Origin of the sequence: Alkalibacillus salilacus (assembly GCF_030812915.1) — a bacterium.
Lineage (GTDB): Bacteria > Bacillota > Bacilli > Bacillales > Alkalibacillaceae > Alkalibacillus > Alkalibacillus salilacus.
In genome coordinates this window covers 24,221-50,354 of record NZ_JAUSTQ010000013.1, presented here as the reverse complement: position 1 = coordinate 50,354, position 26,134 = coordinate 24,221, and the positions used below count along the sequence as shown (strand labels likewise).

Annotated in this window: 20 protein-coding genes; 6 read left to right on the top strand and 14 right to left on the bottom strand. The window is 35.9% G+C overall.

Annotated elements, in window-relative coordinates; all coding sequences use genetic code 11:
- Position 1: 1 nt before the first annotated feature.
- From galU to J2S77_RS12580, 4 genes are all read right to left on the bottom strand, one after another.
- Complete coding sequence (gene galU / locus J2S77_RS12595; protein ID WP_306977880.1) at positions 2-880, bottom strand: UTP--glucose-1-phosphate uridylyltransferase GalU; 879 nt, start codon at positions 878-880, stop codon at positions 2-4.
- A 12-nt stretch (positions 881-892) separates the two neighbouring features.
- Positions 893-2,725, bottom strand: a complete 1,833-nt coding sequence (locus J2S77_RS12590; protein ID WP_306977878.1) for a nucleoside-diphosphate sugar epimerase/dehydratase — start codon at positions 2,723-2,725, stop codon at positions 893-895.
- A gap of 147 nt (positions 2,726-2,872) precedes the next feature.
- A complete protein-coding gene (locus J2S77_RS12585; RefSeq protein ID WP_306977876.1) occupies positions 2,873-3,802 on the bottom strand; it encodes a Wzz/FepE/Etk N-terminal domain-containing protein in 930 nt (309 codons plus the stop codon).
- Between the two features lie 170 nt (positions 3,803-3,972).
- Positions 3,973-6,108 carry a bifunctional glycosyltransferase/CDP-glycerol:glycerophosphate glycerophosphotransferase gene (locus tag J2S77_RS12580; RefSeq protein ID WP_306977875.1) on the bottom strand — a complete coding sequence of 712 codons (2,136 nt, stop codon included), beginning with the start codon at positions 6,106-6,108 and terminating at the stop codon, positions 3,973-3,975.
- Positions 6,109-6,491: 383 nt separating this feature from the next.
- On the opposite strand from J2S77_RS12580, the gene J2S77_RS12575 reads away from it, so the two are divergent.
- The gene (locus J2S77_RS12575; RefSeq protein WP_306977874.1) at positions 6,492-7,400 is read left to right on the top strand and encodes a sulfotransferase domain-containing protein; all 909 of its coding nucleotides are present in this window, start codon (positions 6,492-6,494) and stop codon (positions 7,398-7,400) included.
- 42 nt (positions 7,401-7,442) lie between these two features.
- Here J2S77_RS12575 and cysQ read toward each other — a convergent pair whose 3' ends face one another.
- The 9 genes from cysQ to J2S77_RS12530 form a co-directional block, all read right to left on the bottom strand.
- Positions 7,443-8,231, bottom strand: a complete 789-nt coding sequence (gene cysQ, locus J2S77_RS12570; protein WP_306977873.1) for a 3'(2'),5'-bisphosphate nucleotidase CysQ — start codon at positions 8,229-8,231, stop codon at positions 7,443-7,445.
- A gap of 3 nt (positions 8,232-8,234) precedes the next feature.
- The gene (gene cysC / locus J2S77_RS12565) at positions 8,235-8,840 is read right to left on the bottom strand and encodes an adenylyl-sulfate kinase (protein ID WP_306977871.1); all 606 of its coding nucleotides are present in this window, start codon (positions 8,838-8,840) and stop codon (positions 8,235-8,237) included.
- A gap of 10 nt (positions 8,841-8,850) precedes the next feature.
- Positions 8,851-10,635 (bottom strand): SLC13 family permease, encoded by a 1,785-nt coding sequence (locus tag J2S77_RS12560; RefSeq protein ID WP_306977869.1) that lies wholly within the window; start codon positions 10,633-10,635, stop codon positions 8,851-8,853.
- A 16-nt stretch (positions 10,636-10,651) separates the two neighbouring features.
- Positions 10,652-11,809, bottom strand: a complete 1,158-nt coding sequence (sat, locus tag J2S77_RS12555; RefSeq protein ID WP_306977868.1) for a sulfate adenylyltransferase — start codon at positions 11,807-11,809, stop codon at positions 10,652-10,654.
- Positions 11,810-11,905: 96 nt separating this feature from the next.
- Positions 11,906-12,703 carry a teichoic acids export ABC transporter ATP-binding subunit TagH gene (gene tagH, locus J2S77_RS12550; protein WP_306977867.1) on the bottom strand — a complete coding sequence of 266 codons (798 nt, stop codon included), beginning with the start codon at positions 12,701-12,703 and terminating at the stop codon, positions 11,906-11,908.
- A gap of 16 nt (positions 12,704-12,719) precedes the next feature.
- Complete coding sequence (locus J2S77_RS12545) at positions 12,720-13,529, bottom strand: ABC transporter permease (RefSeq protein WP_306977865.1); 810 nt, start codon at positions 13,527-13,529, stop codon at positions 12,720-12,722.
- 184 nt (positions 13,530-13,713) lie between these two features.
- Positions 13,714-14,772 (bottom strand): glycosyltransferase family 4 protein, encoded by a 1,059-nt coding sequence (locus tag J2S77_RS12540; protein ID WP_306977862.1) that lies wholly within the window; start codon positions 14,770-14,772, stop codon positions 13,714-13,716.
- Between the two features lie 123 nt (positions 14,773-14,895).
- Positions 14,896-15,999, bottom strand: coding sequence for a glycosyltransferase (locus J2S77_RS12535; RefSeq protein WP_306977860.1), 1,104 nt, complete (start codon positions 15,997-15,999; stop codon positions 14,896-14,898).
- 6 nt (positions 16,000-16,005) lie between these two features.
- On the bottom strand, positions 16,006-16,749 hold the full coding sequence (locus tag J2S77_RS12530; RefSeq protein WP_306977858.1) for a WecB/TagA/CpsF family glycosyltransferase: 744 nt from the start codon (positions 16,747-16,749) through the stop codon (positions 16,006-16,008).
- Positions 16,750-16,789: 40 nt separating this feature from the next.
- Between J2S77_RS12530 and J2S77_RS12525 the strand changes: the two genes are divergently transcribed.
- Genes J2S77_RS12525 through J2S77_RS12515 form a run of 3 tightly spaced genes read left to right on the top strand, consistent with a single transcriptional unit; the run spans position 16,790 to position 20,854 of the window.
- Complete coding sequence (locus J2S77_RS12525) at positions 16,790-18,214, top strand: O-antigen ligase family protein (protein ID WP_306977856.1); 1,425 nt, start codon at positions 16,790-16,792, stop codon at positions 18,212-18,214.
- Positions 18,207-19,697, top strand: coding sequence for a murein biosynthesis integral membrane protein MurJ (murJ, locus tag J2S77_RS12520; RefSeq protein WP_306977854.1), 1,491 nt, complete (start codon positions 18,207-18,209; stop codon positions 19,695-19,697). The genes J2S77_RS12525 and murJ overlap by 8 nt, the downstream gene beginning before the upstream one ends.
- Before the next feature lie 2 nt (positions 19,698-19,699).
- Complete coding sequence (locus J2S77_RS12515) at positions 19,700-20,854, top strand: glycosyltransferase family 4 protein (RefSeq protein ID WP_306977852.1); 1,155 nt, start codon at positions 19,700-19,702, stop codon at positions 20,852-20,854.
- Between the two features lie 14 nt (positions 20,855-20,868).
- Here J2S77_RS12515 and J2S77_RS12510 read toward each other — a convergent pair whose 3' ends face one another.
- Entirely contained in the window at positions 20,869-22,062 is a 1,194-nt protein-coding gene (locus J2S77_RS12510) for a CDP-glycerol glycerophosphotransferase family protein (protein WP_306977850.1), read from the bottom strand.
- Positions 22,063-22,183: 121 nt separating this feature from the next.
- Here J2S77_RS12510 and J2S77_RS12505 point away from each other — a divergent pair, with 121 nt between their 5' ends.
- Positions 22,184-23,401, top strand: a complete 1,218-nt coding sequence (locus J2S77_RS12505; protein ID WP_306977848.1) for an O-antigen ligase family protein — start codon at positions 22,184-22,186, stop codon at positions 23,399-23,401.
- Between the two features lie 173 nt (positions 23,402-23,574).
- Positions 23,575-26,112, top strand: coding sequence for an SH3 domain-containing protein (locus J2S77_RS12500; RefSeq protein ID WP_306977846.1), 2,538 nt, complete (start codon positions 23,575-23,577; stop codon positions 26,110-26,112).
- The last annotated feature ends 22 nt before the right edge of the window (positions 26,113-26,134 follow it).

The window sequence follows — 26,134 nt, the reverse complement described above, 5'->3', positions numbered from 1 at the left end:
ATTAATTCATTTTATAAAAATTAGTGATTTCATCCATAAAATCTAGCATTTCTTCTTTCACATCATCACGCTCTAACGACATCTCGATCGTTGTCTTTAAAAAGCCTTTAATTTCACCAACATCATAACGTCGACCTTCGAAGTCATAAGCATAAACAGATTCTTTTTCATTTAATGCTTGAATCGCATCTGTTAATTGAATCTCATTACCAGCTCCAACTTTGTGTTCACCTAAATAATCCATCACTTCAGGGTTCAGAACATAACGACCCATGATGGCTAGATTAGAAGGTTCTTGGCCCAAATCAGGCTTTTCTACGAAATTATTAACACCGTATAAACGACCATTCTGCTCTAATGGATCAATTATGCCATAACGATTGGTTTCACCATCAGGCATAGATTGAACCCCAATAATAGATCTATCAGTTCGATCGTATTCGTTTATTAGTTGCTTTAATCCAGGTGTTTCAGCGCGGACGATATCATCGCCTAATAAAACTGCAAATGGATCGTCACCGATAAACTTACGGGCGCACCATACTGCATGCCCTAAACCTTTAGGTTCTTTTTGTCTTATGTAGTGCAGGTCTACATTAGAAGACTTCCTTACCTTTTCTAGTAAATCGTACTTTTCTTTTTCAATCAATGTATCTTCTAATTCATATGAATTATCAAAATGGTCTTCAATCGCGCGTTTACCTTTACCTGTTACGATAATAATATCTTCAATACCTGAATCAATCGCTTCCTCAACGATATACTGTATTGTCGGCTTATCTACAATTGGTAGCATTTCTTTAGGTAAAGCTTTAGTTGCTGGCAGGAAACGAGTTCCGAGACCAGCTGCAGGAATAATGGCTTTTTTGACTCTACTCACATCAAATTCTCCTTAGGATAATGTTTTCAAATATGAAAACTTTTTCACTTCATCATACTGACCGTTTGCTAGTTTTATCACATAGTTTGAAACATCATTTTGATTGATAGTTTCTAAATCTTTGGTTATGAGATTAATAGATGGTTGATCATCCATCACACTTCTTCCGATGTAAATTTTCGGGAATACCTGTCGTTCTGTTTTTTCGGTTTTATTTAGTAATTCTTCATACATTTTTTCACCTGGTCGTATCCCTGAAAAGACAATGCCAATTTCCTCCTCAGTAAAACCTGAAAGTTTGATAAGGTTCTTAGCCAAATCCACAATCTTAACAGGCTGACCCATGTCTAGCACGAATATTTCTCCACCTCTTGCTAGGGCTCCAGCTTGAATTACTAGACGACTAGCCTCTGGAATGGTCATGAAATATCGTGTCATTTCCGGATCCGTCACAGTAACCGGACCACCTTGAGATATCTGTTCTTTAAATAATGGGATCACACTACCTCGACTGCCTAACACATTTCCAAATCGAACTGCAACAAAATTAGTGTTGCTTTTTTCATTTAATTGCTGCACAACCATTTCGGCTATCCGTTTAGTCGATCCCATCACATTAGTTGGTTTTACCGCTTTATCTGAAGAAACAAGCACGAAGGTGCCAATTTTTGCTTCATTTGCTGCATCAGCTACGTTTTTAGTTCCGAAAACATTATTTTTTACAGCTTCAAATGGATTGCTTTCCATTAACGGTACATGTTTATGAGCAGCCGCATGATAGATTACATCAGGTTGGTAAAACGACATAATCTCAAACATTCGGGCGCGATCTTTAATATCAGCAATTAAAGGTATGATTTCGATATTGCCTTTTTTCTGGTTTTGTAGCTCACGTTCTATTTTGTATATACTGTTTTCACCGTGACCTAATAAGATAAGTTTTTCAGGGGAAAACTCAGCGATTTGTCGACATATTTCTGATCCAATGGACCCGCCAGCTCCTGTGATTAGGGCTGTTTTATTTGTTATGTAACTGGATACACTAACCGTGTCTAATTCTACTGGTTCACGCCCGAGTAGATCTTCTACTTCTACATCACGGAATTGGTTAATGGATACTTTACCAGTTAAGATATCTTCCATTTTGGGCATGATTTGAGTGTGCACTTTAGTTTCAGAACACTGTTCAAACACTGTATTTAAATTACTTTGTGGCATTGAAGGCGCTGCAATAATTATATGTTCGATTTTTTCTTGTTTAACTATGTCTACTACATCTTTTACTGTACCTTTTACAGGAATCCCTAGGAATTGTATCTTTTCCTTTTTAGGATCGTCATCAAGAAAAACCACAGGGTGAAGTTCAGTTTCATGACTCGACAATAACTGTCTAGCTACCATAGTCCCAGCAGAACCAGCTCCAACAATTAAAGTTCGTCTCTTACCTTTAATAGTTTGGAACCAATTATCACGAAACATTCGCCAAGCAAATCGTGAACCACCTATCATCAACATATGCAACATCCATGTAACAAGTAATGCGCGCAGCATAATACTGCCTTGTAGAACATATTGAGTAAGCGCTGCAAATAAAATTGACAATGTTACGGTATTAAAAATGATGAAAAGTTCACCAATACTCGCATATTCCCATGCTTTCTGATAAAGTCCATAAAATACTGCAAACACATGATGTGCCACAAATAATACAATAGCTGAAATTAACAGCACATCTTCTCTCATCGCGAATGTATCATAAAGAATATAGGAACTAAGGAAAATTGCCGATAATACAATTAATGAATCTAAAAGCATTAATATTGCTATTCGATTTCTGTACGTCATAATCGTCCCTCCGAACGATAAACCATTAATCTACTAGATTATTTACCTATTTAAATATAACACAAGAATTAACAATTTCCAACCGCATCTGACAATAGCTAACACCCGTATTAAAAAGGCAGCACATTTAACGTGCCACCTTAATCATTATTTTGTTTCTTTCATATAAGCTCTGATAAACACCACGAATACACCAACCATTAGTCCTAGAACTAAACTAATAGCTAAATTAAGTATTTTGTTAGGACTAACCGGAGCATCACCTGCATACGGTTCAGATATCATATGAATTGATTCTTCCACAACATTAAGTGATTGAGCCGATTGCACGTCTTCGAGATATTGAACATACGTGTTGTGATCTTCATATAACCGATCAATCTCATCGTTAATTTGTTCAAACTCTATTTGCGCGACTTTATCAAGATCTCGTAGCTCACTCATCATTTCTTCGTTTGCTTCTAATAAGAATTGTGAACTGCTTGCGATATCTTCAAATAAAACTAATGACGGAAGTCCACTTCCGGTTTGCATATCACTATACTCATTGATTTTAGTTTGTAACTCTTTTCCTTTTTCTTCAGCTTGTTGACTATATTGTTCTTCTAATCGACTTAATTGATCTTGAACTGAAGTTGATAAGTTATTAGTTGTTTTTGTGATCACGCTATGTAATAGATTTGTGATTTGCTGTTTGTCGCCACCTGATATCTTAATATCAATAATCGATGGATTTTCAGCTTCCCCCACTTCAAATGTCAGACTACTGTTCAAACTATTAACTGAACGATTTCCTTGAGTTTCTTCTTCAAGGACTGCCGATAACACTTCTGGCGATTCTGCCGTTCGAACAAATATATCAGTTCCAACCACTCCACTAACATAATCAGATGCCGTTCCGAGTTGATAATTTGGTTGACTCACTCTTACGGTTGTGTCAGCTTGATATGTTGGACTCATAATAAAATAACTAACAATAAAACTAATTAAAATAGCGACAACTGTAACACCTGCAATAATCCACTTACCTTCCCATAATCGATTTATAATTTCTCTCAAACTAATTTCTTCTTCCAACACATTCACCCTTTATTCTATTATCTGAATTTATAATTTCATAATCGACATTATATCAATAGTTTCGATAAATGGGAATATTTATCGAGAAATAGAGCGATTAGCCATTGCAAACCATATATTTAAATTGCTTATCAAATTTTATCAAGAGGCTTAATAATATTAAGCCTCTAAGCTTCTTTCCCAAACACTGTCTTAACAACATTTTCTGCAGCTTCACCATCTTCCCAACTACAAAACCGTTGATAAAACTCATCATATTTGGCTTGATATCTCTCATTAATGTCTTCAATATTTTGAATGGCATCAATCACTTCTTCGGATGTCATCAACAACGGACTTGGCACTTCTGATTCAATATCAAAGTACAATCCGCGAATTTTGCCTTTATAATCGTCTAAGTCATAAGTATAGAACAGAATTGGGCGCTTAAGATTAGCGTAATCAAAGAATACTGAGGAATAATCGGTTACTAAGATATCAGAAATTAAATATAGCTCGGCAATGTCATCAAACGCTGATAAATCATACGCAAAATCTTCATAACCAGTTAGGTCTAACTGATTGGCTACTAGATAATGAAGTCGTAATACAAGAACATATTCATCTGATAGTTCTTCTCTAAAATGATCCAAGTTTAATGGTAATTCAAACGAGTATTTACCCTTCTCAATAAATTGATTGTCACGCCAAGTAGGGGCATACAAAACCACCTTTTTATTGACAGGAATTCCAGCTTTCTTTTTAATTTGATCAATGTAGGATTGACTCGCTTGATACAAGATATCATTTCGTGGATAACCAAACTCCAATAATTGATTATTGAAATCAAACGCACGTTTGAATATTTCAGAAGAATATTGATTGGGTGAAATCAAATAATCCCAACGACTGCTTTCTTGGGTGAAGTTCTTCTTATAACGTCCAGTATCAGTACCTGGCATTTGAACCTCTTCAATGTCCAAACCTAATCGCTTTAAAGGTGTACCATGCCATGTTTGGAGATAAACGGTTTCATCTCGTTTCTTTACATGTTTCGGCAGCCTTGTGTTAAACACCCAATATTTCGAACGTGCCATATAGTAATAATAAGCTAATGAATATCTTTTAACTTGCTTAGGATTATCCGGGATTGATAAGTGATTACCATTATTCACCCAAATGAATTTATACTCGGGGTGAAGTTTGTACATATACTCATAAATGGCTTTCGGGTTACAAGAGTAGCCTTTCCCCATAAAGCTTTCGAACACAATATAATCTGGTTTAACAGACATTCGTTGAAAAACTCGATTGTATATGAATTTTTTTAGATTGGTTCGTTTAGTGACACTTCTTTTCAAATCACTTAGTAAGTGATGAGACCGAATAAGTTTTACAAATCGATATTGATTTAATTCTTGAATGGCCTTTATTTCTCGTTTCACTAATGGGTTCTGCTTTTTATAAACTCTATGTGAAAGTTGATTGAACACTTCAGATAACCTACGAAAAACCTGATCGAAATCATCTTGTTCTCGCATATAATTCAAAAATGTCTTACGATAGAAATTCATTAAATCGACATCTAATCGATATTTCATGGCATCATTTTCACGATATCTTGGCTCTAGGGTTAAATACATATCAAAATAGTTTAAGCATTTTTCATAGTAACTCGTTTCTTCAATGTTGGGATTTTGTATTAAGTCATTCCGTTTACGTCTAAAATACCGACTATCTCTTGTATATTTCGTGTAGGGTTGTAATGAGATAACATCGTATACAAATGCATAATCAGAATACATTTTAGTGTTTTCTAAGAACTTGATGTCATTGTCTTCAACAAATGTTCTCGAGTATAATACTTTTTGAACCGTTCTACTTGTATAAATACTCGAAGTTTTTCGTACTTTTATTTTTGGGACTTCATTTTGTACAAATTGGTCCATCTCATCCAATGATCGTATAGTAGAAATACTGCCAGAAATAATGGCATCATTCTCATCAACATGGTCTATTAATGTTTTGATCGCATGATGATGAATGACATCGTCACTGTCTACAAAATATAAATACGCACCAGCGGCATGCTCAATTCCAACATTTCTAGCGTAACCAACTCCGCTTTGTTCTGATAACTCTACAATTTTAATTCTAGGATCCTCATTTGCTAATTCTTTTACATAAACCATGCTTTTATCAACCGAACCATCATCTACAACAATAATCTCTATGTCATAATGTGATTGGTCTTGGATTGATTTTATACAATCTTTTACATAATCTTCTGTATTAAAAACAGGTACGATGACTGATACTTTCATGACACTTCACACCTTACTTATAAATCAATATTTAAGTATAATCCTAACTGAGTGCTTCACATTTTTGTATTCTAATTCCCTTACTAAGCTTAAACAAATTTCAACAAATAAATTTTTACTAATATGTATTTTAACATATTATGATAAGTGGCGCTTAATCAATTTGAATCAGTCATTCACTTATTAGACGATTATTATGATTAATTGGTTTCATGATTCTTATTTAAAATATCGAATTAATTAAAATTCTCAGTCATACTCCATTTTAAATTAAATAGTTATAGCATGATTAACTATAACTTGTATTATAACCTTGCTACTTAAAAATTTTTGCTTTAAAATTTAATTGCATGTAATCAATAAAAAGTGGGTGTAAATTAAAAATGAGAAAAACAATTTATTTACATATTGGATATCATAAAACGGCTACCACCTTTCTTCAAAAAAATATATTCCCCAATTTGAAAAAGGTAAGACATATCAAAAATAAGAAAATCAAAGATGAACTGTACCGCTTACGTGTCCGTAAGTTAAATGATGAAGATATTCTAGAAATCAGAAATCGTTTTGATGAATTAGGAAAAGAAGGAAAACCTACTTTAATTTCTTATGAAGGTCTATCTGGCAGTCCATTTAAGCAAAAAAAGCCTAAAAAACACACTAGTATACTAAAAGATCTAAGACGTGTTTTCCCGGAAGATCAATATGATGTTAAATTAATTATCGGTATTCGTGAACAAGTACAAATGATGACTTCTTTGTACATCCAATACTTACATATGGGTGGGTACAAACAAGCAGACGATTACTTACAAAAATTAGAAGATCACGATGTCTTAGATCAATATAAATACAATGAGTATCTTAATTTGGTCGAAGACATTTTCGGAGATGATTATTACTTATTCATTTACGAGAATCTGAAAAAAGATCCTGATGGTTATTTATTAAAATTATTAAATTACCTAGGTGTTAAGAAAATACCAGAATATGATGATTATCCAACAAATAAAAGCTATGGTGTTTTACAGGCCCGTTTAGCAAGACGATTAAATTATTTCTTTAAAACAAAGCAAAACCCTGAGGGTAAATTTGAACCCAAAAAAACCAAACGTTTCGGGTTACTTTGGCCACGAACCTTTTTACAAAATAAAATAAGTTATAAGATACATTACAAACGCTACACTCTACCTGAAGAGATGCAACGGCAATTACAAGAGCGATACAAAGAAGATAATATTAAATTAAGCGAACGCGAGAACGTTAGTTTACCAAGTAACTACCTTTATTAAACAAAAAGAGCTTATTCCTACCTAAAGGAATAAGCTCTTCTTCTATTTCACCAAAAACCAACCATTAGTTAAATTTTCTCGATTATAATAAAACCGCTCATCGTCTTCATATCTCACAACCGTCTTACCAACAGCTTCGACAATCGCTTGCCCTGCACCTGTATCCCATTCCATCGTTGGTGCATATCGTGGATAATAATCCGCTTCACCTTCAGCCACTAAACAGAACTTCAATGAACTACCTGATGAAACAGTCTCAACTTCGCCATTTTCTGCTTTGAGCTCCTCGATAAACGCCTCTGTTTCTTCAGACATATGCGAACGACTCGCCACAACACGAACCGAATCTCTTGTTAGTTCTAACGGAAGCGTTTGACTAAGATTCTTCATATCATCTTTTGTTTCAATATTGGCTTCTGAAGCTTGGCTTAATTTATAAGTTCCTTCACCAATAATCCCTACGTATAAAATGTCTAACGCAGGCGCATAAATAACGCCAACAGAAGGGTAATCGCCATCAACAAGCGCGATATTAACCGTGAACTCACCGTTTTTCTTGATGAATTCTTTTGTGCCATCAAGTGGATCAACTAGAAAGAATTGATCCCATTCCTTTCGTTCACTATAAGTAATGTCATCGCCTTCTTCACTTAAAATAGGCGTCATCGGAAAATGGTGGCGTAATCCTTTTTCAATAACAGCATGAGCCTGTTCATCCGCAATCGTTAATGGGGATTCATCTTCTTTATATGCGACATCAAAGTCTTTCTTGTAAATCTCCATAATCTCCCTACCAGCATCAAGTGCAATGTTCGCTAATTCCTTAATCATCATTTACGCCTCAAAATAACCATTTTGTCTTAAGTAATCAACAACTTGCTGAACACATTCTTCTAATGAGTTCTGATCAGAATGAACCACTAACTCAGGATTCTTAGGTTCTTCATACGGGTCATCGATACCTGTAAATCCTTTAATTTCACCAGCTCTTGCCTTTTGATACAAGCCTTTAGGGTCGCGTGATTCACAAACTTCTAAATCACAAGCCACATAGACTTCGATGAATTCGTCGTCATCCATAATTTCGCGAACTTTATCACGGTCTTCTCGATATGGAGAAATAAAAGCTGTTAACGTTAATAAGCCAGCATCAGACATTAATTTAGCTACTTCACCGACACGACGAATGTTTTCAGCACGGTCCTCAGCGCTGAATCCTAAGTTGTTATTCAATCCATGACGGACATTATCACCGTCTAAACGGAACGTGTGTAAGCCTTGGCGATAGAGCTCATTCTCAACCTCAACTGAAATAGTTGATTTCCCTGCTCCAGATAAACCTGTGAACCACACAACAGCACTTTTCTGACCTTTTTGTTTTTGGCGTTCTTCTTTAACTACTTTTGAATCATGCCAAACGATATTCTCTGATTTTGTCATTATAATCCTCCTAAATCCATACTTGTGAAATAATCATTGTTGTAACAATCATGACGATTAATGATAATGGTAATCCTACTTTAATATAATCGCTAAACTTATAGCCACCTGGTCCATAAACAATTAAATTCGTTTGATAGCCAATTGGCGTGACAAAACTAGCAGAAGCTGCAATCGCTACAGTAACAGCTAATCCAATCGGGTCAATGTTCAACTGCCCAGCCATTTCAATCGCAATTGGAAGCATTAATACAGCTGCCGCAGCATTGGTGATCAATTCAGTAAATAGATTCGTTAATAGATAGACTAACACAACAATAGCCAATAGCCCTAATGGTTCAACTAAACTCAACGTTTGTTGTGCTATGTAATCCGCTAGACCTGTCTTAGTCATGGCGGTTCCAACTCCTATGGCACTTGCTATTAATAGAAGCACATGGAATTGCATATACCCCGCCGCTTCATTAGGTGTTACTACTCGTCCAATCAATAATAATAACACGGCCAACAACATCGCCTTAAACATACTTAATAAGCCTACCGCCACTAACATTACCATCGCAATTAACACGATGATCGAGAACCAGCCTTTGACTGGGTCTTCATTTAATTTCTTCGGCGTTCCTAAACTTGAGATGACATAAAAATCATCGGAATGCTGATGATTATCGATAAAATGATCGCCTGTGAGTAACAACAACGTATCCCCAGGCTTTAAGACAATATCACCAATTTTACTTTGAATTCGCTCATTATTGCGGTGAACAGCAATGACACCAGCATCATACCGTGAGCGAAATTGTGATTGTTTAATCGTTTTATTCAGTAATGATGAATCATGTGATACCACAGCTTCTAACAGCTGCGTCTGACCATCACCATTTTTAAGATCCTCTAACTTCAGATCCGTCCCTGTCTCCAGATACAGCCCTTTTATTTTCTCTAAGTCAGCAATCGTTGAAATTAAGCCTGTGAAAATCAAACGGTCGTTAGCACGAATCACAGTATGTGAACTAACAGGGGAGATAATCTCATTATCACGCAGGATCTCGATTAAAAACAATCCTTCCAAATCACGCAAGCCAGCCTCAACAACTGATTGATTCGTATAAGGGAAATCACTGCCCACAGTTAATTCAGCTATGTATTCCCGCGTATTTTCCCGCATCTTATCTTGAAAACTCTTATATGACGGCAAAATCTTGGGCGCGATTAAAGTCACATATACCAAACCAATCACTGTCACTGGCACACCAACAATCGCTAATTGGAAAAATGAAAACCCTCCAAATCCGTAATCCTTCAACATCCCGTGAACCACTAAGTTTGTTGATGTCCCCATCAAGGTAATCGTACCACCAAGAATCGTCACATAAGACAATGGTATCAACAATTTAGACGGGGCAATCCCCTTATCATGACACCATTTACGTAACACAGGCGTGAATGTAACTACGATTGGTGTATTGTTCAAGAATGCCGAAAACAACGATAACGGTGCGAAAAATTTACCCGTGACACCTGCCATGGATCGTGTGTTTTGCAGCCACTTACTCACCAGTCGATCTGTGACGCCACTTTTCTGCACAGCCCCAGCCACAATAAACAATAAGGCAATCGTTAACATGCCTTCGTTTGAAAACCCTTTAAGAGCTTCGTCAGGTGTTAAAATCCCTGTTAACAATAAAATACCTAATGCTGTAAAAACAACCATGTCTGGTCGGGCTACTTCAAATAGTAACCCGACAAACATGGCTATAGTGATCATTAATACTAAGACCATTTCCAAAGTCATTGGGATAGTTCCCCTTTTATACTTGCTTCATACCTTTAATAAGTACATCTGCTACTTCTGGTCTTGAAAATTCTTTTGGTGGCCGCTCGCCATTACGGAGTAACTCGCGAACTTTTGTACCACTTAAATGCACATGGTTTTCTTTATCATGAGGGCATGTCTTAGCTGAAGCCATGTTCTCACAAACCGTGCAATAGAAAGCATGTTCAAATTTAAAAATCGTCATGCCTAATTCGTCTTCGAATTGTTCAATGAATCGTTGAGCATCGTATGTGCCATAGTAGTCGCCGACACCAGCATGATCACGGCCCACAATAAAGTGCGTGCAACCAAAGTTCTTACGTACAATCGCGTGTAAAATCGCTTCTTTCGGTCCAGCATAGCGCATGGCAGCTGGATAAATAACTAACCGCACACGCTCATCTACATAATAGTTATCTAGAATGACTTGATAGCTTTCCATTCGAACATCTGCTGGAATATCATCTGACTTCGTTTCACCAACTAATGGATTTAATAGAAGTCCATCAACAGCTTCTAAAGCCGTTTTCTGAATATGTTCATGCGCACGGTGAACTGGATTACGTGTTTGGAATCCTACAATCGTCTTCCAACCCAAATCCTTGAACATTTGACGCGTTTCAGCTGGATCCATATAAAACTTTTCAAACTCGCCGTGATCTGGTCGATTTAATAACGTAATCGGACCACCTATGTATACATCACCACGTTCGAATAATTTCTTAACGCCTGGATGGCCATCGTCAGTTGTCCCATAAACATTCTGTGCTTCTACTTGTTTATCAGCTTCATACTTTTCTTCAACTGTTAATGTTCCGTAAATCACACCGTCTGCACCTTTAAGCGCAACAGTTTCTCCAATTGAATATTTATCAGCTTCTTCAGTTGTGACAGATAAAGTAATTGGAATACTCCATACTGTGCCATCAGCTAAACGCGTCTGACGCACAACATTTTCGTAGTCTTCTTTGCCCATAAATCCAGTTAATGGACTAAAACCACCAATACCAATTAATTCAATATCCGATACTTCCCAATCATTCACTTCTAAAACCTTCAAATCAGCAGCTTCCTTCAACGCTTGTTCGCGCTCATTAGCTGGTAATTCTCGATTCACTAATTCGCCCCCATGGGCTGCAATTAATTGTGTCATAGTTACCTCCTACTTAGTTACCGAATTGATTTTGATGCATACACTCTTATAAATTATAACATAAGAGAATCGAATATAAACAACAGGATTCTACAATTATTCAACCAGATTTTGTCGTTTTAATGCTGCTTTTCGGTGTTTATTTTTCTCTTTCTTGGTCATGTGTTTATACTGATCCAAAAACTGTTCATATTCATTCAACACTTCATCAACAGGCCCATATCTCTTCACTTGTCCATATTCTAACCATAATACTTTCTCACAAAAAGAGCGCATTTGTCCGATTGAGTGACTGACAAAGAACATCGTCTTCCCTGCTTCTTTGAATTCTTTCATCTTCGCTAAGCTTTTTTCTGCGAATGCTTTATCTCCGACTGAAAGTGCCTCATCAATGATAAGAATATCTGGATCAATATTAACCGAAATTGAGAAGCCTAACCGTGATTTCATACCACTGGAATAAGATTTAACAGGCTGGTCGATGAACTGACCTAATTCAGAGAATTCAATGATATCAGGTTCAAGCTCTCTGATTTGTTTCTTATTAAATCCTAACATTAACAATTTCAACTCGATGTTTTCTCGACCTGTCAGCTTACGGTCTAAGCCAATATTAACGGCGATTAAAGCTGCTTGGCCATTGACTTCTACTTCACCAGACGTTTGTGGGATTACACCTGCAATAATATTCGAGAGCGTTGATTTCCCTGAGCCGTTTACCCCAACAAATCCAATGATATCGCCATGTTCCGCCTCAAAGCTAACACCATTCAAGGCGTAAAAGTCTTTCCCGTAAGATTTGCCTGGGACGATTAAGTCGCGCAGCCTATCTAATTTACGACCATATAATTTATAACGTTTTGATACATTATTCACCTTTACGGTTTTACTCATATTGACACATCCAATTTTAAATAAAGTCTACGAAATGTCTTCTGAATTTCACATGCAAGTAGGATCCCATAATAAATAGGATGATTGTTATAGCCCAAAAATAAAGTGTATACTCCCATTGGTCAATGAAATACCAACCATTACCTAATATCGCTTGACGATAACCTTCAATGATATAGTAAAACGGATTTAACTTCATAATTGTAACGATCCAATCTTGGTCAAGCGTTTGTGGCGGCCACAAGATTGGTGATAAATATAATAACATTCTCATGATTGATTGAATAAACTTATGAACATCCTGCGCAATGGTAGCGAGTGTCGACGTGATTAAGGTTAAACTAAACAAAATCGCTAATGTGCCAAATAAATAATAAGGCAATTGGAGATAATGAAGACTAGCCCCATAACCTAAAAATTGCATGAGCACTAACACACACCCTAGTAACACAAGATGTGGATATAACTGCGCAAAGATGTGATAATTTGGAATCACACTCATCGGGAAGTTCATTTTGGACAGGATCCGTACATTGGAATAGATCGATTTCGTTCCTTTGAGAATACTTTGGCTTATCATGAACCAAACGACAATTCCAGCTAACATCCAATGGAAGAAAGGAACATCTCCTATTGGTGCTCGTCCTCTAATTCCAAAACCAAACACAAACCAAAAGATTGTGATTTGGATCGCTGGTTGAATGAGTTCCCATGCCATCCCCAAATAATTTGAAGATGTATTACTCTTTATTTCATATAATGATAGTCGACGCACTAAATAAAAATATTTTATCTGTTCAAATAAAACAGTGATTGCCGATCGCATAACGATTCCCACTTTCCTACATCACAAAGTACTACAAACAATGTGTATTATCTTATAAATTCGCATGTAACGCAATATGTTTTTAGAATCATACTGCTCAACCCACAATTTTAAATGTCGTATTACACATAAAAAAGATGATACTAGTGTACCATCTTTCTTAAAGCACGAAGTTCATAACACATTATTTTAAATTCACCAATTTCTTAAGCCGTCGAATAATCGGCATTCGTCCACCATAAACGAGTCCTGTCAGTTCAGCCAAAAAGTGTAATGCAATAACTAAGAATGCCATAATGATTAACGACAAAATCATGGTTGCGTTCGTAAAGACAATCGCTAAAGCACCAAACATGATGCTAAATGCATAAATGATTAAAACGGTATTCCGATGCCCGAAACCTAACCCCAACAATACATAGTGAATATGCATACGGTCAGCGGTCATAATGTGTTGCTTATTAATTGTCCGTCTAATAATCGCAAATAATGTATCAAATATCGGAATCATCAATACCATAATTGGTACGATAAAACTGAATACTGTTACATTCTTAAATAAACCGAGCATTGAAATAACGGCTAGTGAATAACCAATAAATAGTGAACCTGTGTCTCCTAAGAAGATCTTCGCTGGGTAAAAGTTGTAAACTAAAAAACCTAACAAACTTGCGACATATAAGATGCTCAGGTAAATCACAACTGTTGTCCCATCACTAATAGCCATGACTAAAATGCTGCCAAAAGCAATGGCGGCAACCCCACTAGCTAAACCGTCTAATCCGTCAATTAAATTAAGCGCATTTGTTACACCGATAATCCATAACAATGTTACTGCATAACTTAGAATTCCTAGATCGACGTGGCCCATAAATGGAACTGTCAATGCTTCAATCATTAATCCAGAAGACATGACAATGACAGCAGCTGCAACTTGGATGACTAGCTTCGTGAGTGGTTTTAATGATAATAGGTCATCTAAGACACCAGCTATGATAATTAGCGAGCCACCTATAACGATTCCTAACATGTGTTCACTTTCAGGTTGCAATATGATCCCCATAATTAAGACAGGGATAATAATCGCCAACCCACCCATTAATGGAATTGAACCATTGTGTTTCTTCCGATCATTCGGGCAATCGACGAGATTATATTTCTTAGCTAATTTTATAATTAAAGGTGTCACTATCACCGCTAATACAAACGTTGATAGGAATATAATTATTAATTCTTGCGTCACTGTGGTCACCTTCTTGTCTTTAACATAAAAATACCGAACATCATTTTAACATATTTGTACGTTTGACTAATAGTCCTTATTATAACATTTTTTGCAAGTCATTCGTTAGAAATGTTTTTGGGTCTATAAAATCTTAACGTTTTCATATATTTGACGTACGGAGTCACTGAATTGTTTCAATGAATATTTGGACGAAGCAAATTGATACAATTGTTTCGCTTTCTTCTTACCTGTACCATCTGTTGTTGACTTAATAGCTTGTTGCACTATGTCAGTAATCGCTTGATTATCTTGATTGACAACCCAACCATATTCCGAACTAGGAATTAATTTTTTTACATCGCCAACATCTGTTGTGATAATCGGCACTTTTGCGCGAGCCGCTTCTAATAAAACTAATGGAAAACTTTCGCTTTTAGACGTGAGCAATAGTAAATCAGATGAAACAATCAATCGTTGCACATCATCTCGATGGCCTAATAAATGAACATGCTCTGTCAAATTGTGTTGCTTAATGTAATGTTCGACTTTTCCTTTGTATATACCCGTTCCAATCATCATTAAACGTACATTAGAATGTTCTTTAATAACCTCTTCAATCATTTTAATGGCTAATAATGGCTGTTTAACAGGCTCAATCCTTGCCACCATCGCGATTAAAATAGACTTTTTATCAAAACCCATTTCCTCTTTACTATAAGGTTCGTATTGAACGTTGAAATTTATGCCGTTTAGGATGGTGGAAATTTTTGTTTTGGGGATTTTATATTGATTCTGCATAAGCTCAGAAAATTTGGACGAGACCACGACAAAATGATCGACTACTTTAAATGACAGTCGATTCAAGTAGTAACATATTCTCCCTTTTAAGCCTTGCGCTAAAAAGTCGTGACGAGGATCACTATGGATCGTTGTTAAGATTGGTGACTTAATGGCCCACTTAATTAAAGCCATTAAAAACGTTGCCCGCGGTCCGTGAGTGTGCACGAAGGAGAAGCTATTACGATTAATGAATTTCACTAAATCAGGCAATACTTTAAAATCATGTTGCTTGCTTTGCTTAAACAGCACCGTTTCAATATTTAATTCTTGGGCACGTCTTAACATCTCCCCCTCTTCAAACACACCTAACACGACTTCACCTCGGTTAAATTGTGATAAAAGGGATAAGATATGATGCATGCCTCCACCTGTTTCATTCCCTGCATTTAAATGAAGGATACGCAATGGGGATCAACCTTTTTTGATATATTTCCCCCATAAGACCTTGATTAGAAATAACGGTAACTTAAGCACTCTAATCAACCTCGATGGTTGTTTGATTAAGCGATATAACCATTCGAGATTTAACTTGATCCATGCTTTAGGCGCTCGCTTTGATTCACCAGCCATGACATCAAAGCTGCCTCCAACTCCCATTAGTATACCTTTCCCTACTATTCCCTTATAGTGATGAATCCATTCATCTTGTTTCGGAAAACCAAGTGCTACGAAAATAAAATCTGGTTCTTCAGTTTGTATCTCATCGAAAACAGCCTGATCATGGATATCAATATAGCCATGATGATATCCCGCTACATCTAATCCTGGATACTGATATTGAATATTGGTCACGGCTTGTTCAACGACCTCTTCTTTTGCCCCTAAAAAATAAACTGACTTATTATGATCGTGAGCAATTTCCAACATTCGCTCGAATAATTCAATACCTGGTATTCTTTCACTCAAACGATTATTAACCAGTTTTGAAGCCATAATGACTCCAATACCATCTGGAACCACATAATCCGCTTCCTTAACAATCTGATGGTAGCGCGGATTCTGATGTGCTTCCATCACAATCTCAGGGTTGGCCGTCACAATATGTAAAGGTATATTTTGGCTTAATGCCGGCAATACTTGTTGAGCAATAAACTGTTCTTTTGTTGTGTTTATAAACGGAATGTCTAATATATGGACATATTGGTCTGTACTCATAGTCATTTCCTTTCATGTATTGTGCAGTGGAGTGTTTAATATGCGGTTTAACTACTATATTATATTTATAATTCTTCTTTCACTCAGCTATTTCGTATCTAATCCTATCTTAGGCGTAGTTTATACGTCGATTGCTGTAATTGCAACGATTTTTCGTGACAAAATCATGATCGCCTTCCTATTCATTTATTATCCATTGCGACCACTTTTAACCATGTTCAATTCAGGGCTAATGTTATTGGGTGATGCGATTATCATCACGGCATTCATAAAGGTTCTAGTGGTTAACAGGGATCATATATGGCGGAAGTTAAAACCATTACAACCATTCATCTACTTCTTCGTATTTCTGTTATTGGGAAGTATAGTAGCTTTAATACATAACGTTACATATACTGCTATTGCCATTGAATTAAGAGCACTGGGTGTGCTTACCTTATTAGTCGCGATATTCGCCATACAAATATGGAAACGCGAAGATTTCCATTCCATTATAACATGGTCAATTATCACGTCGGTCTTAATTAGTCTCCACGGAATTATTGAAAAATTGTATTCAAGAACAATCTTAATTCCATCCGAATGGCAAGAATGGAATTTGTCTAGTGTGAATATTGATCGTGTATATGGAACATTGGCAAATCCAAATGTCTTAGCTAATTACTTATTAATTGTGTTTTTCTTATCATTTTTAGTTAAACCTCAAACCAAAACAGGGAAAATCAGTTTAGTAAGCGCTCAAGTAATTATATTCTATACAGGAACCTTGACTGGATCTCGTGGGGCATTTCTTGCTATGATCATTGGTTTCCTAATTTATGTCATCATATCAAGAAACCTTCAATTTATTAAACGAGTAGGGTTAGCCGTTTTGCTAAGTCTTTTCTTATTTGGTCCAATCATGTCTTATGTAGACCAACAATTAAATTACGAAAATGAGACGACCCATGAGCAAGGCACAGAAGAAATTGAAGAAGGTAATCAAGATGGTTTAAGTTTTATCAGTCGTTTTAAATCCATGTTTTCAAGTGAAACGGTCGAGGCAAGTACTGAATGGGGGCGGATTTATATTGTGATAAAGGGATTAGAAATTTTTAAAGATCAACATCTGTTTGGCACAGGACTTGGGACTTTCGGCGATGCCGCAACTCTTCTCTATTCATCGCCAATATATGATGACTATGATATTCCAGACGATATTTATACAGATAATCAATATATTCATATTTTAGTCGCAACTGGGATTGTTGGGACCCTATTATTGTTATGGTTTATCATCAGCTTATTAAGACAGACTTTGCCTAACTTAAGTAAAAACGAGAAAGCATTGATGATTTCAATGGTAGCAACACTATTAACAGGCTGCCTTTATTACAATTTATTAGAAGACAAGTCCTTTATGCTGTACTTTTACAGTCTGTTAGGAATTATGTTGTCGCGTATACGAGTGATGCATTATGTTTAGACGTCATTCATTATTTCAGGCTTTTGGGTTAGTGGCTTCATTGTCCATTGTGAGCAAGCTACTCGGTTTCGTCCGTGAAGCAATCATCGCCAATTACTTTGGAACATCAATTGCTGCTGATCTATTCTATGTAGCTTTCATAATTCCAACGATTGCCTTTACGGTTATTGGTTCAACAGCCAGAGGACGAGTCCTACCCTTAACGATTGAGAACATGCAACAATCACCTGATCAAGCACACAAAATACTTCAAGGGTTTATCCAGCTATTTCTGATTATCGCCTGTATCATCACTGTGTTTATTTTAGTTGGTAGTCAGCCGCTGATTCAGATTATTGCACCTGGTTTTAGTAATAGTGAAATAAGGTCAGCAACTTATCTTACATCAATCTTATCACCATTAGTCATTATTTTAACAATGGCTTCTATTTCACAAATTATCTACCATGCGCACGAATCATTCACGATTCCGGCGGTCGGCCCTGTCGTTAATAATTTTTTAGTCATCTTAATGATTATGCTTTTACATCCCTACCTAGGTTTATATAGTCTTGCGGTTTCCGTTCTAATCGGAGGCATTTCACAGTTCGCCATCCAATGGATCAACATTCCAAACAAACGTTTATATTTTAGAAAGTGGGACAAGCAACAATTAGTTAGTAGCTTCAAATTATTAAAGCCGATGGTTCCAATATTAATCGCGACCTTGGCATTACAACTGAATACCTTAATTGACCGTTTAGTCGCTTCATTTTTAGAAGAAGGAAGCATAGCGGCTTTAAACTATAGTTACCGTTTACTTTGGATTCCATTAAGCATTTTATTGATCCCAATTACCACAATCATTTTCCCAAAACTAACACAGGCATTTCAGCATAATCAGGCCAACTACGAGACATTTATAGCAACAGGTTTCAAACTCATTTTACTTACTTCAATACCATTTATGATTGTGATGCTATTCGATGCATCTCATCTTGTGAGTATGGTTTACGAACGAGGGGCTTTTGATGCCAAAGCTACTGAGCGAACAAGCTATGCTTTTATCTTTTACACGTTAGGGTTATTATTTATTGCTTTAAGAGAATACTTTACTCAGCATTTTTATATTGTGAAGGATTATAAGACCATCGCTCAAGTCAGTGTCATAGGCGTGCTGATTAATATCTTAGGAAGTATCTGTTTAGCACCGATTCTATCGATTAATGGAATTGCTTTGGCAACAACGCTTTCGATGTTGTTTCAGGCTAGTTATTTTTATTATTTAATTTCAAGAGGTTATGGCTTATTGAATTGGCCTATACTAATACGAGTGGTTTTAAGCTTTATTATCATAACTTTTGTTATTTATTTGACTAGACCTTACTATCAAAATGGCGACTTTATCACAATTTCCATTACATCTGTAATTACTTTTGCTTTGTTTTATGGCGTGATGAAACAAACAATCCACAAAACTTGGCATTACTTGAAAGGGTTATAAATATGAAAATATTAATTTCAACGATTTTCGATTATCCACATGAAGGTGGCCTTTCAACGCATATAACAACGCTCAAAAAAGGCTTGATTGAACATGGTCATGAAGTAGATATCTTATCTTGGTCTGACTGTTCGAAGAGGCATAGGTTATTCATTCGGGGATTAACTTTTTCAATCAAACGAATGAACAAAGGCAAAGGACAATTATTTGGTGACCGACAACGTATGAACTGGTTAAAAAGAAAACTTGCAAAAATATATCAGGAATATGATGTTGTTAATACACAAGATATCTTCGCAACACTTGCTGCTAAAGATCTCAACATCAAAACCGTACAAACTGTTCATGGATACTATACCTACGAAGCAACGAGTCGAGGGGCCATACAAAACCAATCACCTGAAGCTCATCAAGCGAAACGATACGAACAAGAAGCCTACACAAGCGCTGATGACATTGTCTGTGTCGACCAACGCCTAAAAGAATATGTTCGAGCTGAATCAGGTAGAGAAGCCCATATGATTCATAACTCTGTGGACTCTAGCTTGTTTAATATCAGTTCTGAGGAGATCGACCAAGTACGACAAACCTATCAATTACCTAAAGATCAGTCGATTCTTTTAGTTCCACGTCGTTTAACAGAAAAGAATGGGGTGATTTACCCCATTCTCGCATTACCTAAAATTTTAAAACAATTTCCGAACACATTATTGGTTTACGCCGGAAGTGGCGAGCTAATCGACACATTAAAACAAGTCGCTAGTAAATTAAACGCAAGCTCTCATATTGCTTTTCTTGGCTCTGTTCCGCATTCAGATATGATTGGTTTATATAAGTTAACTGATATAGTATTAATCCCGAGCATTCACGCAAAAGGTGTTGAAGAAGCAACATCCATCGCTGCATTAGAAGGGATGACGGCAGGAAAACCTGTCATCGCTGGTGCTGTTGGAGGCTTAAAAGAACTGATCCAGCACCAAGAGAATGGGTTGTTGTTTGAAAACAAAAACGAGCATGATTTAGCAGAACAAGTCTTATCTCTATTAAATAATTCAGAGCTCAGCCATGCTCTAGCAAAAAACGCCCAGCACTATGTCGAGAGAAACCACTCTCATTTAGCTAGTGCTAGAACTATTTTAGAGATTTATAGTAGCTGATAAATATAACTTCATTACTTTTCATTGTTTAAAACTGATTCAATGACTCGTTTACTCGCATTTCCATCTTCTAAATAACAAAAACGGTGATGAAAATCAGATAAATAATGATCTGTTTTAGCAGGGTTATGGCTGAGTTCAATAATTTCTTGAATTACTTGTTCTGTAGTTCTCACAACAGGACCAGGCGCGTCTTCCTCTAAATCTAGATAAAAACCACGCAGTACATCTTGATATTCTTCTAAGTCATAAGTGAAGAAAATAATCGGTCGCTTTAGAATGGCATAATCAAAAAAGACAGATGAGTAATCAGTAATCAACATATCAGATATTAAATACAACTCTCTAATATCTTCATGGTTAGAAAGATTAATTATAAATTGATTGTATTCAGATAAGTCCATTTGTTCAGCAATTAAATAATGTAATCGCAATATAATGACATAATCATCACCTAGTTCTTGCTCCATTTGTTTTAAATCCAGTTCAAGTTTAAACTTATATCTACCTACAGAATAATATTGATTATCTCTCCAAGTTGGTGCGTATAGGATAACTTTCTTATCATTTGGGACACCACATTTAGACTTAATTTCATTTATAGTGTTAAGTTCATTACTATTTGTTAAAAAATCATTCCGAGGATATCCAGTTTCAACAACCTCACCATGAAAACCAAACGCTCTTTTGAAAATGTTAGTTGAATATTGGTTAGGTGATAATAAATAATCCCACTTACTAGATTCCTTTAAAAAATTGCGCTTATATTTCTCAATGTTAGTATTTGGCATATGGACATCTTCCATGTCCATAGCGAGACGTTTCAAAGGAGTCCCGTGCCAAGTTTGAACATATTTAGTGTGATTAGGTTTGGGTAACCATAAGGGTAAACGAGTATTTACTACCCAATATTCTGCCCTAGCCATCAGAATAAACCACTTAAGTGAAAAACGTTTTAAGTAAAGTACTCCTCTCCCTTCAAAGACGTGTTCGTAACGTCTATCAACACTCCAATAAACCTTATATCCTAAATCATTGTTAATGATATATTCATAAATTGCTCTTGGGTTATCACTATATTGTTTACCATGGAAACTCTCAAATATAATAGTATTTGATTTTTTTGGTAATAAACTTAATAATTTAAATATCAATCGAAATATCCTTAAAGTATGCTTACTATTTACGATTCGCCTTAAAATCTTCAACTTTTAATCCTCCATTTCCCATCACATGCCCATATTTATTCACTTTCTTCTTTCTATAATATCAATTAGAATTTATAATATAAAATTAGATATCTATACATTATATTTAAGAGGAAGATTTATGATGAACGTCAACTTACATATACAACATTTAAATAAACTAGTTTTAATATTAATTCTAACTTTTATGCCTATAAACTTATTGAGTGTTACAGACCTTGCTAATGATATTCAAAAAATTGGTGAGACCACAACTGACTTAACTTTTTATCTAAGTGTAATTTTCTTAGTGACATTTTTCTTTTTACAAAAACAGTCTATTAAATCAATCACTCAAAAATATGGGTTTTTATACGCTGTCATTGGTTCATTAATCGTATTATACACGATTAGCTATCTAAACCATCAAGATCAAACCCAATTCTCAACGCTATTAACTTTTATTTTAACACTCACAACGTTATTAACTTTTGCTAAAGTCAGATGGAATCCAAAAATGATTACATTCATTGGCTATGGTGCAAGCATGATTATAATGGTACTCGTTATACATTGGCAAATACTTGATCAACCAACTAATCGATTTCAAAGTGTATTCTGGAACCCTAATGGATTAGGAATTATTACATTCTGTCTATTATACTTCCAAATAATTGCCTTAAAATATGTTGATTTAATTTATAAATTACTTTTGGGTTTAACCATTATTCTTAACATAATAATGCTTTATGCTACCACTTCTAGAGCGGTATGGCTTTCTCTCTTTATCGTCATGATTACTTGGGTTTGTATCAAAACTTTCCCTAAACATATTAAGTATATCTTCCCAATAGCTTTAGGGTTAATATTCGTGTCTGTTTTTCTTTACACTCAATTGTACAATACCACGCTTGGAAATTGGTTAAATAGTCTATCTCATAGTCTATTTTCTAAAAATTTCTTTTCTGGGAGAAGTGAGTTGTGGTCAGAACTCTGGGGCGCTATCCAAACTTCTTTAATATGGGGGCACGGAATAGGGACAAGTGCCAGTGAGGTTACACCATTTTCTCTTCCCGCTCATAATCAATATTTACAGTTCATGTTAGAAACTGGGTTGATTGGCTTAGTTCTTTTATGCGCTCTCTTATATACTCTTTGGAAACTATTGATATCAAACGCTAATAATTACGTTACTAAATGGTCTATGAGCTTTTTTATTGGCATTTTAATTTATCAGTCGTTAGAACACAGTCTTTTTATTAATAATCCGTGGTATAGTATCATCCAATGGCTGATTATCTGTATCGGAATTACATTTACTGAATCAGACAAGAGAACTAATCATAAAGAATTAAATTGAAATTCATACCAAAAAAAAGTCGGAATTTCGACATTTTATGTTATAATTCTAGCAAAGTTAGATGTCTATGTTTCATATTTTAGTAGAAAGGAGCGGTTTTAGAAGTCTTATATTTGAATTAAATAACTCTACACTATGTCCATCCAATAAAATATTATTGGAGGGAACGCGATTTGTATAAACTTAATAATCGCATTATGCAAGTAGCCATCATAGCCTTATTAATCTCTGTGATTAACTTTGGTGAATATGGTCAAAATACAGTTAATGCTGATAGCTCATTACTAGAAGGTGTGGCTCAAAAAGACCGAACCCATGTCTATGAGTCTACGAGCAAGAATTCAAATTCCTTGAAAAGTTACGAAGAGGGAAGCATCCTTTTGTATAAACCTCATTCAGATAATTGGTATAAAGCCATTGTCATTAAAAATGGGGATAGTCAAACAGGATACATTAACGCTAATGATGTTGAAACAGCTACCAACAATCCAGCATCTCTTAAAGGTATTGCTTTAAAGGATAGAACTCATGTCTATAAAGAAGCATCTAGAGATTCTAGCTCACCAAGGTCTTATGCTAAAGGGTCATTACTCTATTACAAGGAATATACTTCTGAATGGTATAAAGCCTTTATTATTAATAATGGAAAACGTGAGACAGTCTACATACATGCAAATGATATTGAAACAAAAGTTAATGACCAAAACTCACTACAAGGTGTAGCATTAGCAGATCGAACTCACGTGTACAGTAGGGCTAGTCGGGATTCGAATTCTTTACGCTCATACGCTCAAGGTAAGGTTCTCTACTACAAGACGTTTACTTCCAATTGGTATGAAGCCTTTATTTACAGAAATGGTGAGCGTCAAACCGTCTACATCCATCGTGATGATGTTGACAATTTAGTAAATAATCAAGTAACTAAAGAAGGTATTGCCAAGGAGACTACTCGTGTTTATAGTCGTGCTTCAAGAAATTCTAGTGCACTCAAATCCTATGGTACAGGATCCGCACTAATCTATAAAACTTTCTCCTCCAAGTGGTATGAAGCTATCGTGTTTGTTAACGGACAACGGAAAACTGGTTATATCCACCATAGTGATGTCGATACTAAGCTTGATGAACAAACTAGTTTAAGAGGTATTGCGACTAAAAATCGTACTGCTATACACTCAGGCCTTTCTAAAGAATCTAGTACTTTGAAGTCTTATGCATCAGGATCTGTATTAATGTATCGAACTTTATCTGAAAATTGGCATGAGGCTATTGTATTCAACGATGGACAACGACAAACTGGTTACATCCATGTCAATGACGTTGAAAATGCTTACAGTTCACAAGAAAGTCTGCAAGGTGCAGCTACCAAAAAGCCTACTAATATATATAGTAGAGCTTCTAGAGATGCTAAAACATTAAAATCCTATTCTAAAAATACAACTTTACTATTCAAGACCTTCTCTGACTCGTGGTATGAAGCAATTGTATATGTGAACGGTGAGCGTCGAACTGGATATATTCACGCCAATGATGTTGATACGAGCAAACGTATTGAAGAAACAACTAACTATGACCAAGACTTTAACGCCGCTGTTGACAAATGGATGAGTAAAAACCCACAAATTTGGGCAGATGGCGGCTTTAAAGATGCAACACGTGAAGAAGTTATCTATTATGCAAATCCAGATAACTTTGATGATCACAATGCTAGTAGCTTCTATCAGTACTTATCATTATCAAAACCAGCTGGATTAAACGCCAAAGAACTGAATAACAAAATCCTTTATAATAAAGGAACATTAACAGGTACTGGTCAATCGTTTGTCGATGCAGCAAATAGATATGACATCAATGAAATCTATTTATTAGCTCATGCTTTGCATGAAACTGGTAACGGTGATTCAACTCTTGCAAAAGGTGTAGAATATAATGGTGAAACCGTCTATAACGTATACGGTATTGGAGCCTATGATGATTGTGCAGTAGAATGTGGTGCTGAACATGCATATGAAAATGGTTGGACTACACCAGAGAAAGCCATCATCGGAGGTGCACAATATATTAGGGAGGATTTCATCGATCGAGGACAGGATACACTTTACAAGATGAGATGGAACCCTGCAGATCCCGGCGTACATCAATATGCTACTGACGTTAACTGGGCGCTAGGACAAACACATCGCATCGCAGAATTGTATGATTTAGTTGATAATTATACTTTATTCTTCGATATACCAGAATACACAGGTGACCCTAGCAGTTCAACTGGAGAAGTAGCGAAATATCCTAATCAGACAACTGGAGAAACGACTGCTAGTTCTCTAAACTTCCGTAGCGGTCCATCTACATCCGATTCTGTCATCGGCCAGTTATCAAACGGTACATCTATTGATGTATTAGGTTTTGCTTCAGGACAAGAAGTAAGTGGTAACGATATATGGTATCAAATTAAACACAACGGAAACACAGGATGGGTTCATAGTAATCACGTAGAGTTAGATAATTTATTACAAGTACAAACAGAGGAAGATCCTCTAAACGTTAGAAATGAACCGAATGGTGATAAAATAGGTTCTTTACCTAGAGAATCTTATGCGAACGCAGTCATTGATAATGGTTCATTAGTTAAAGACAATGGTTGGTATAAAGTTCATCTACCGGACAGTTCAGAAACAGGTTGGGTAAGTGGAGACTATATCAAAGAAATCAAATAGTATTAATAAACTCCGAAGCAAT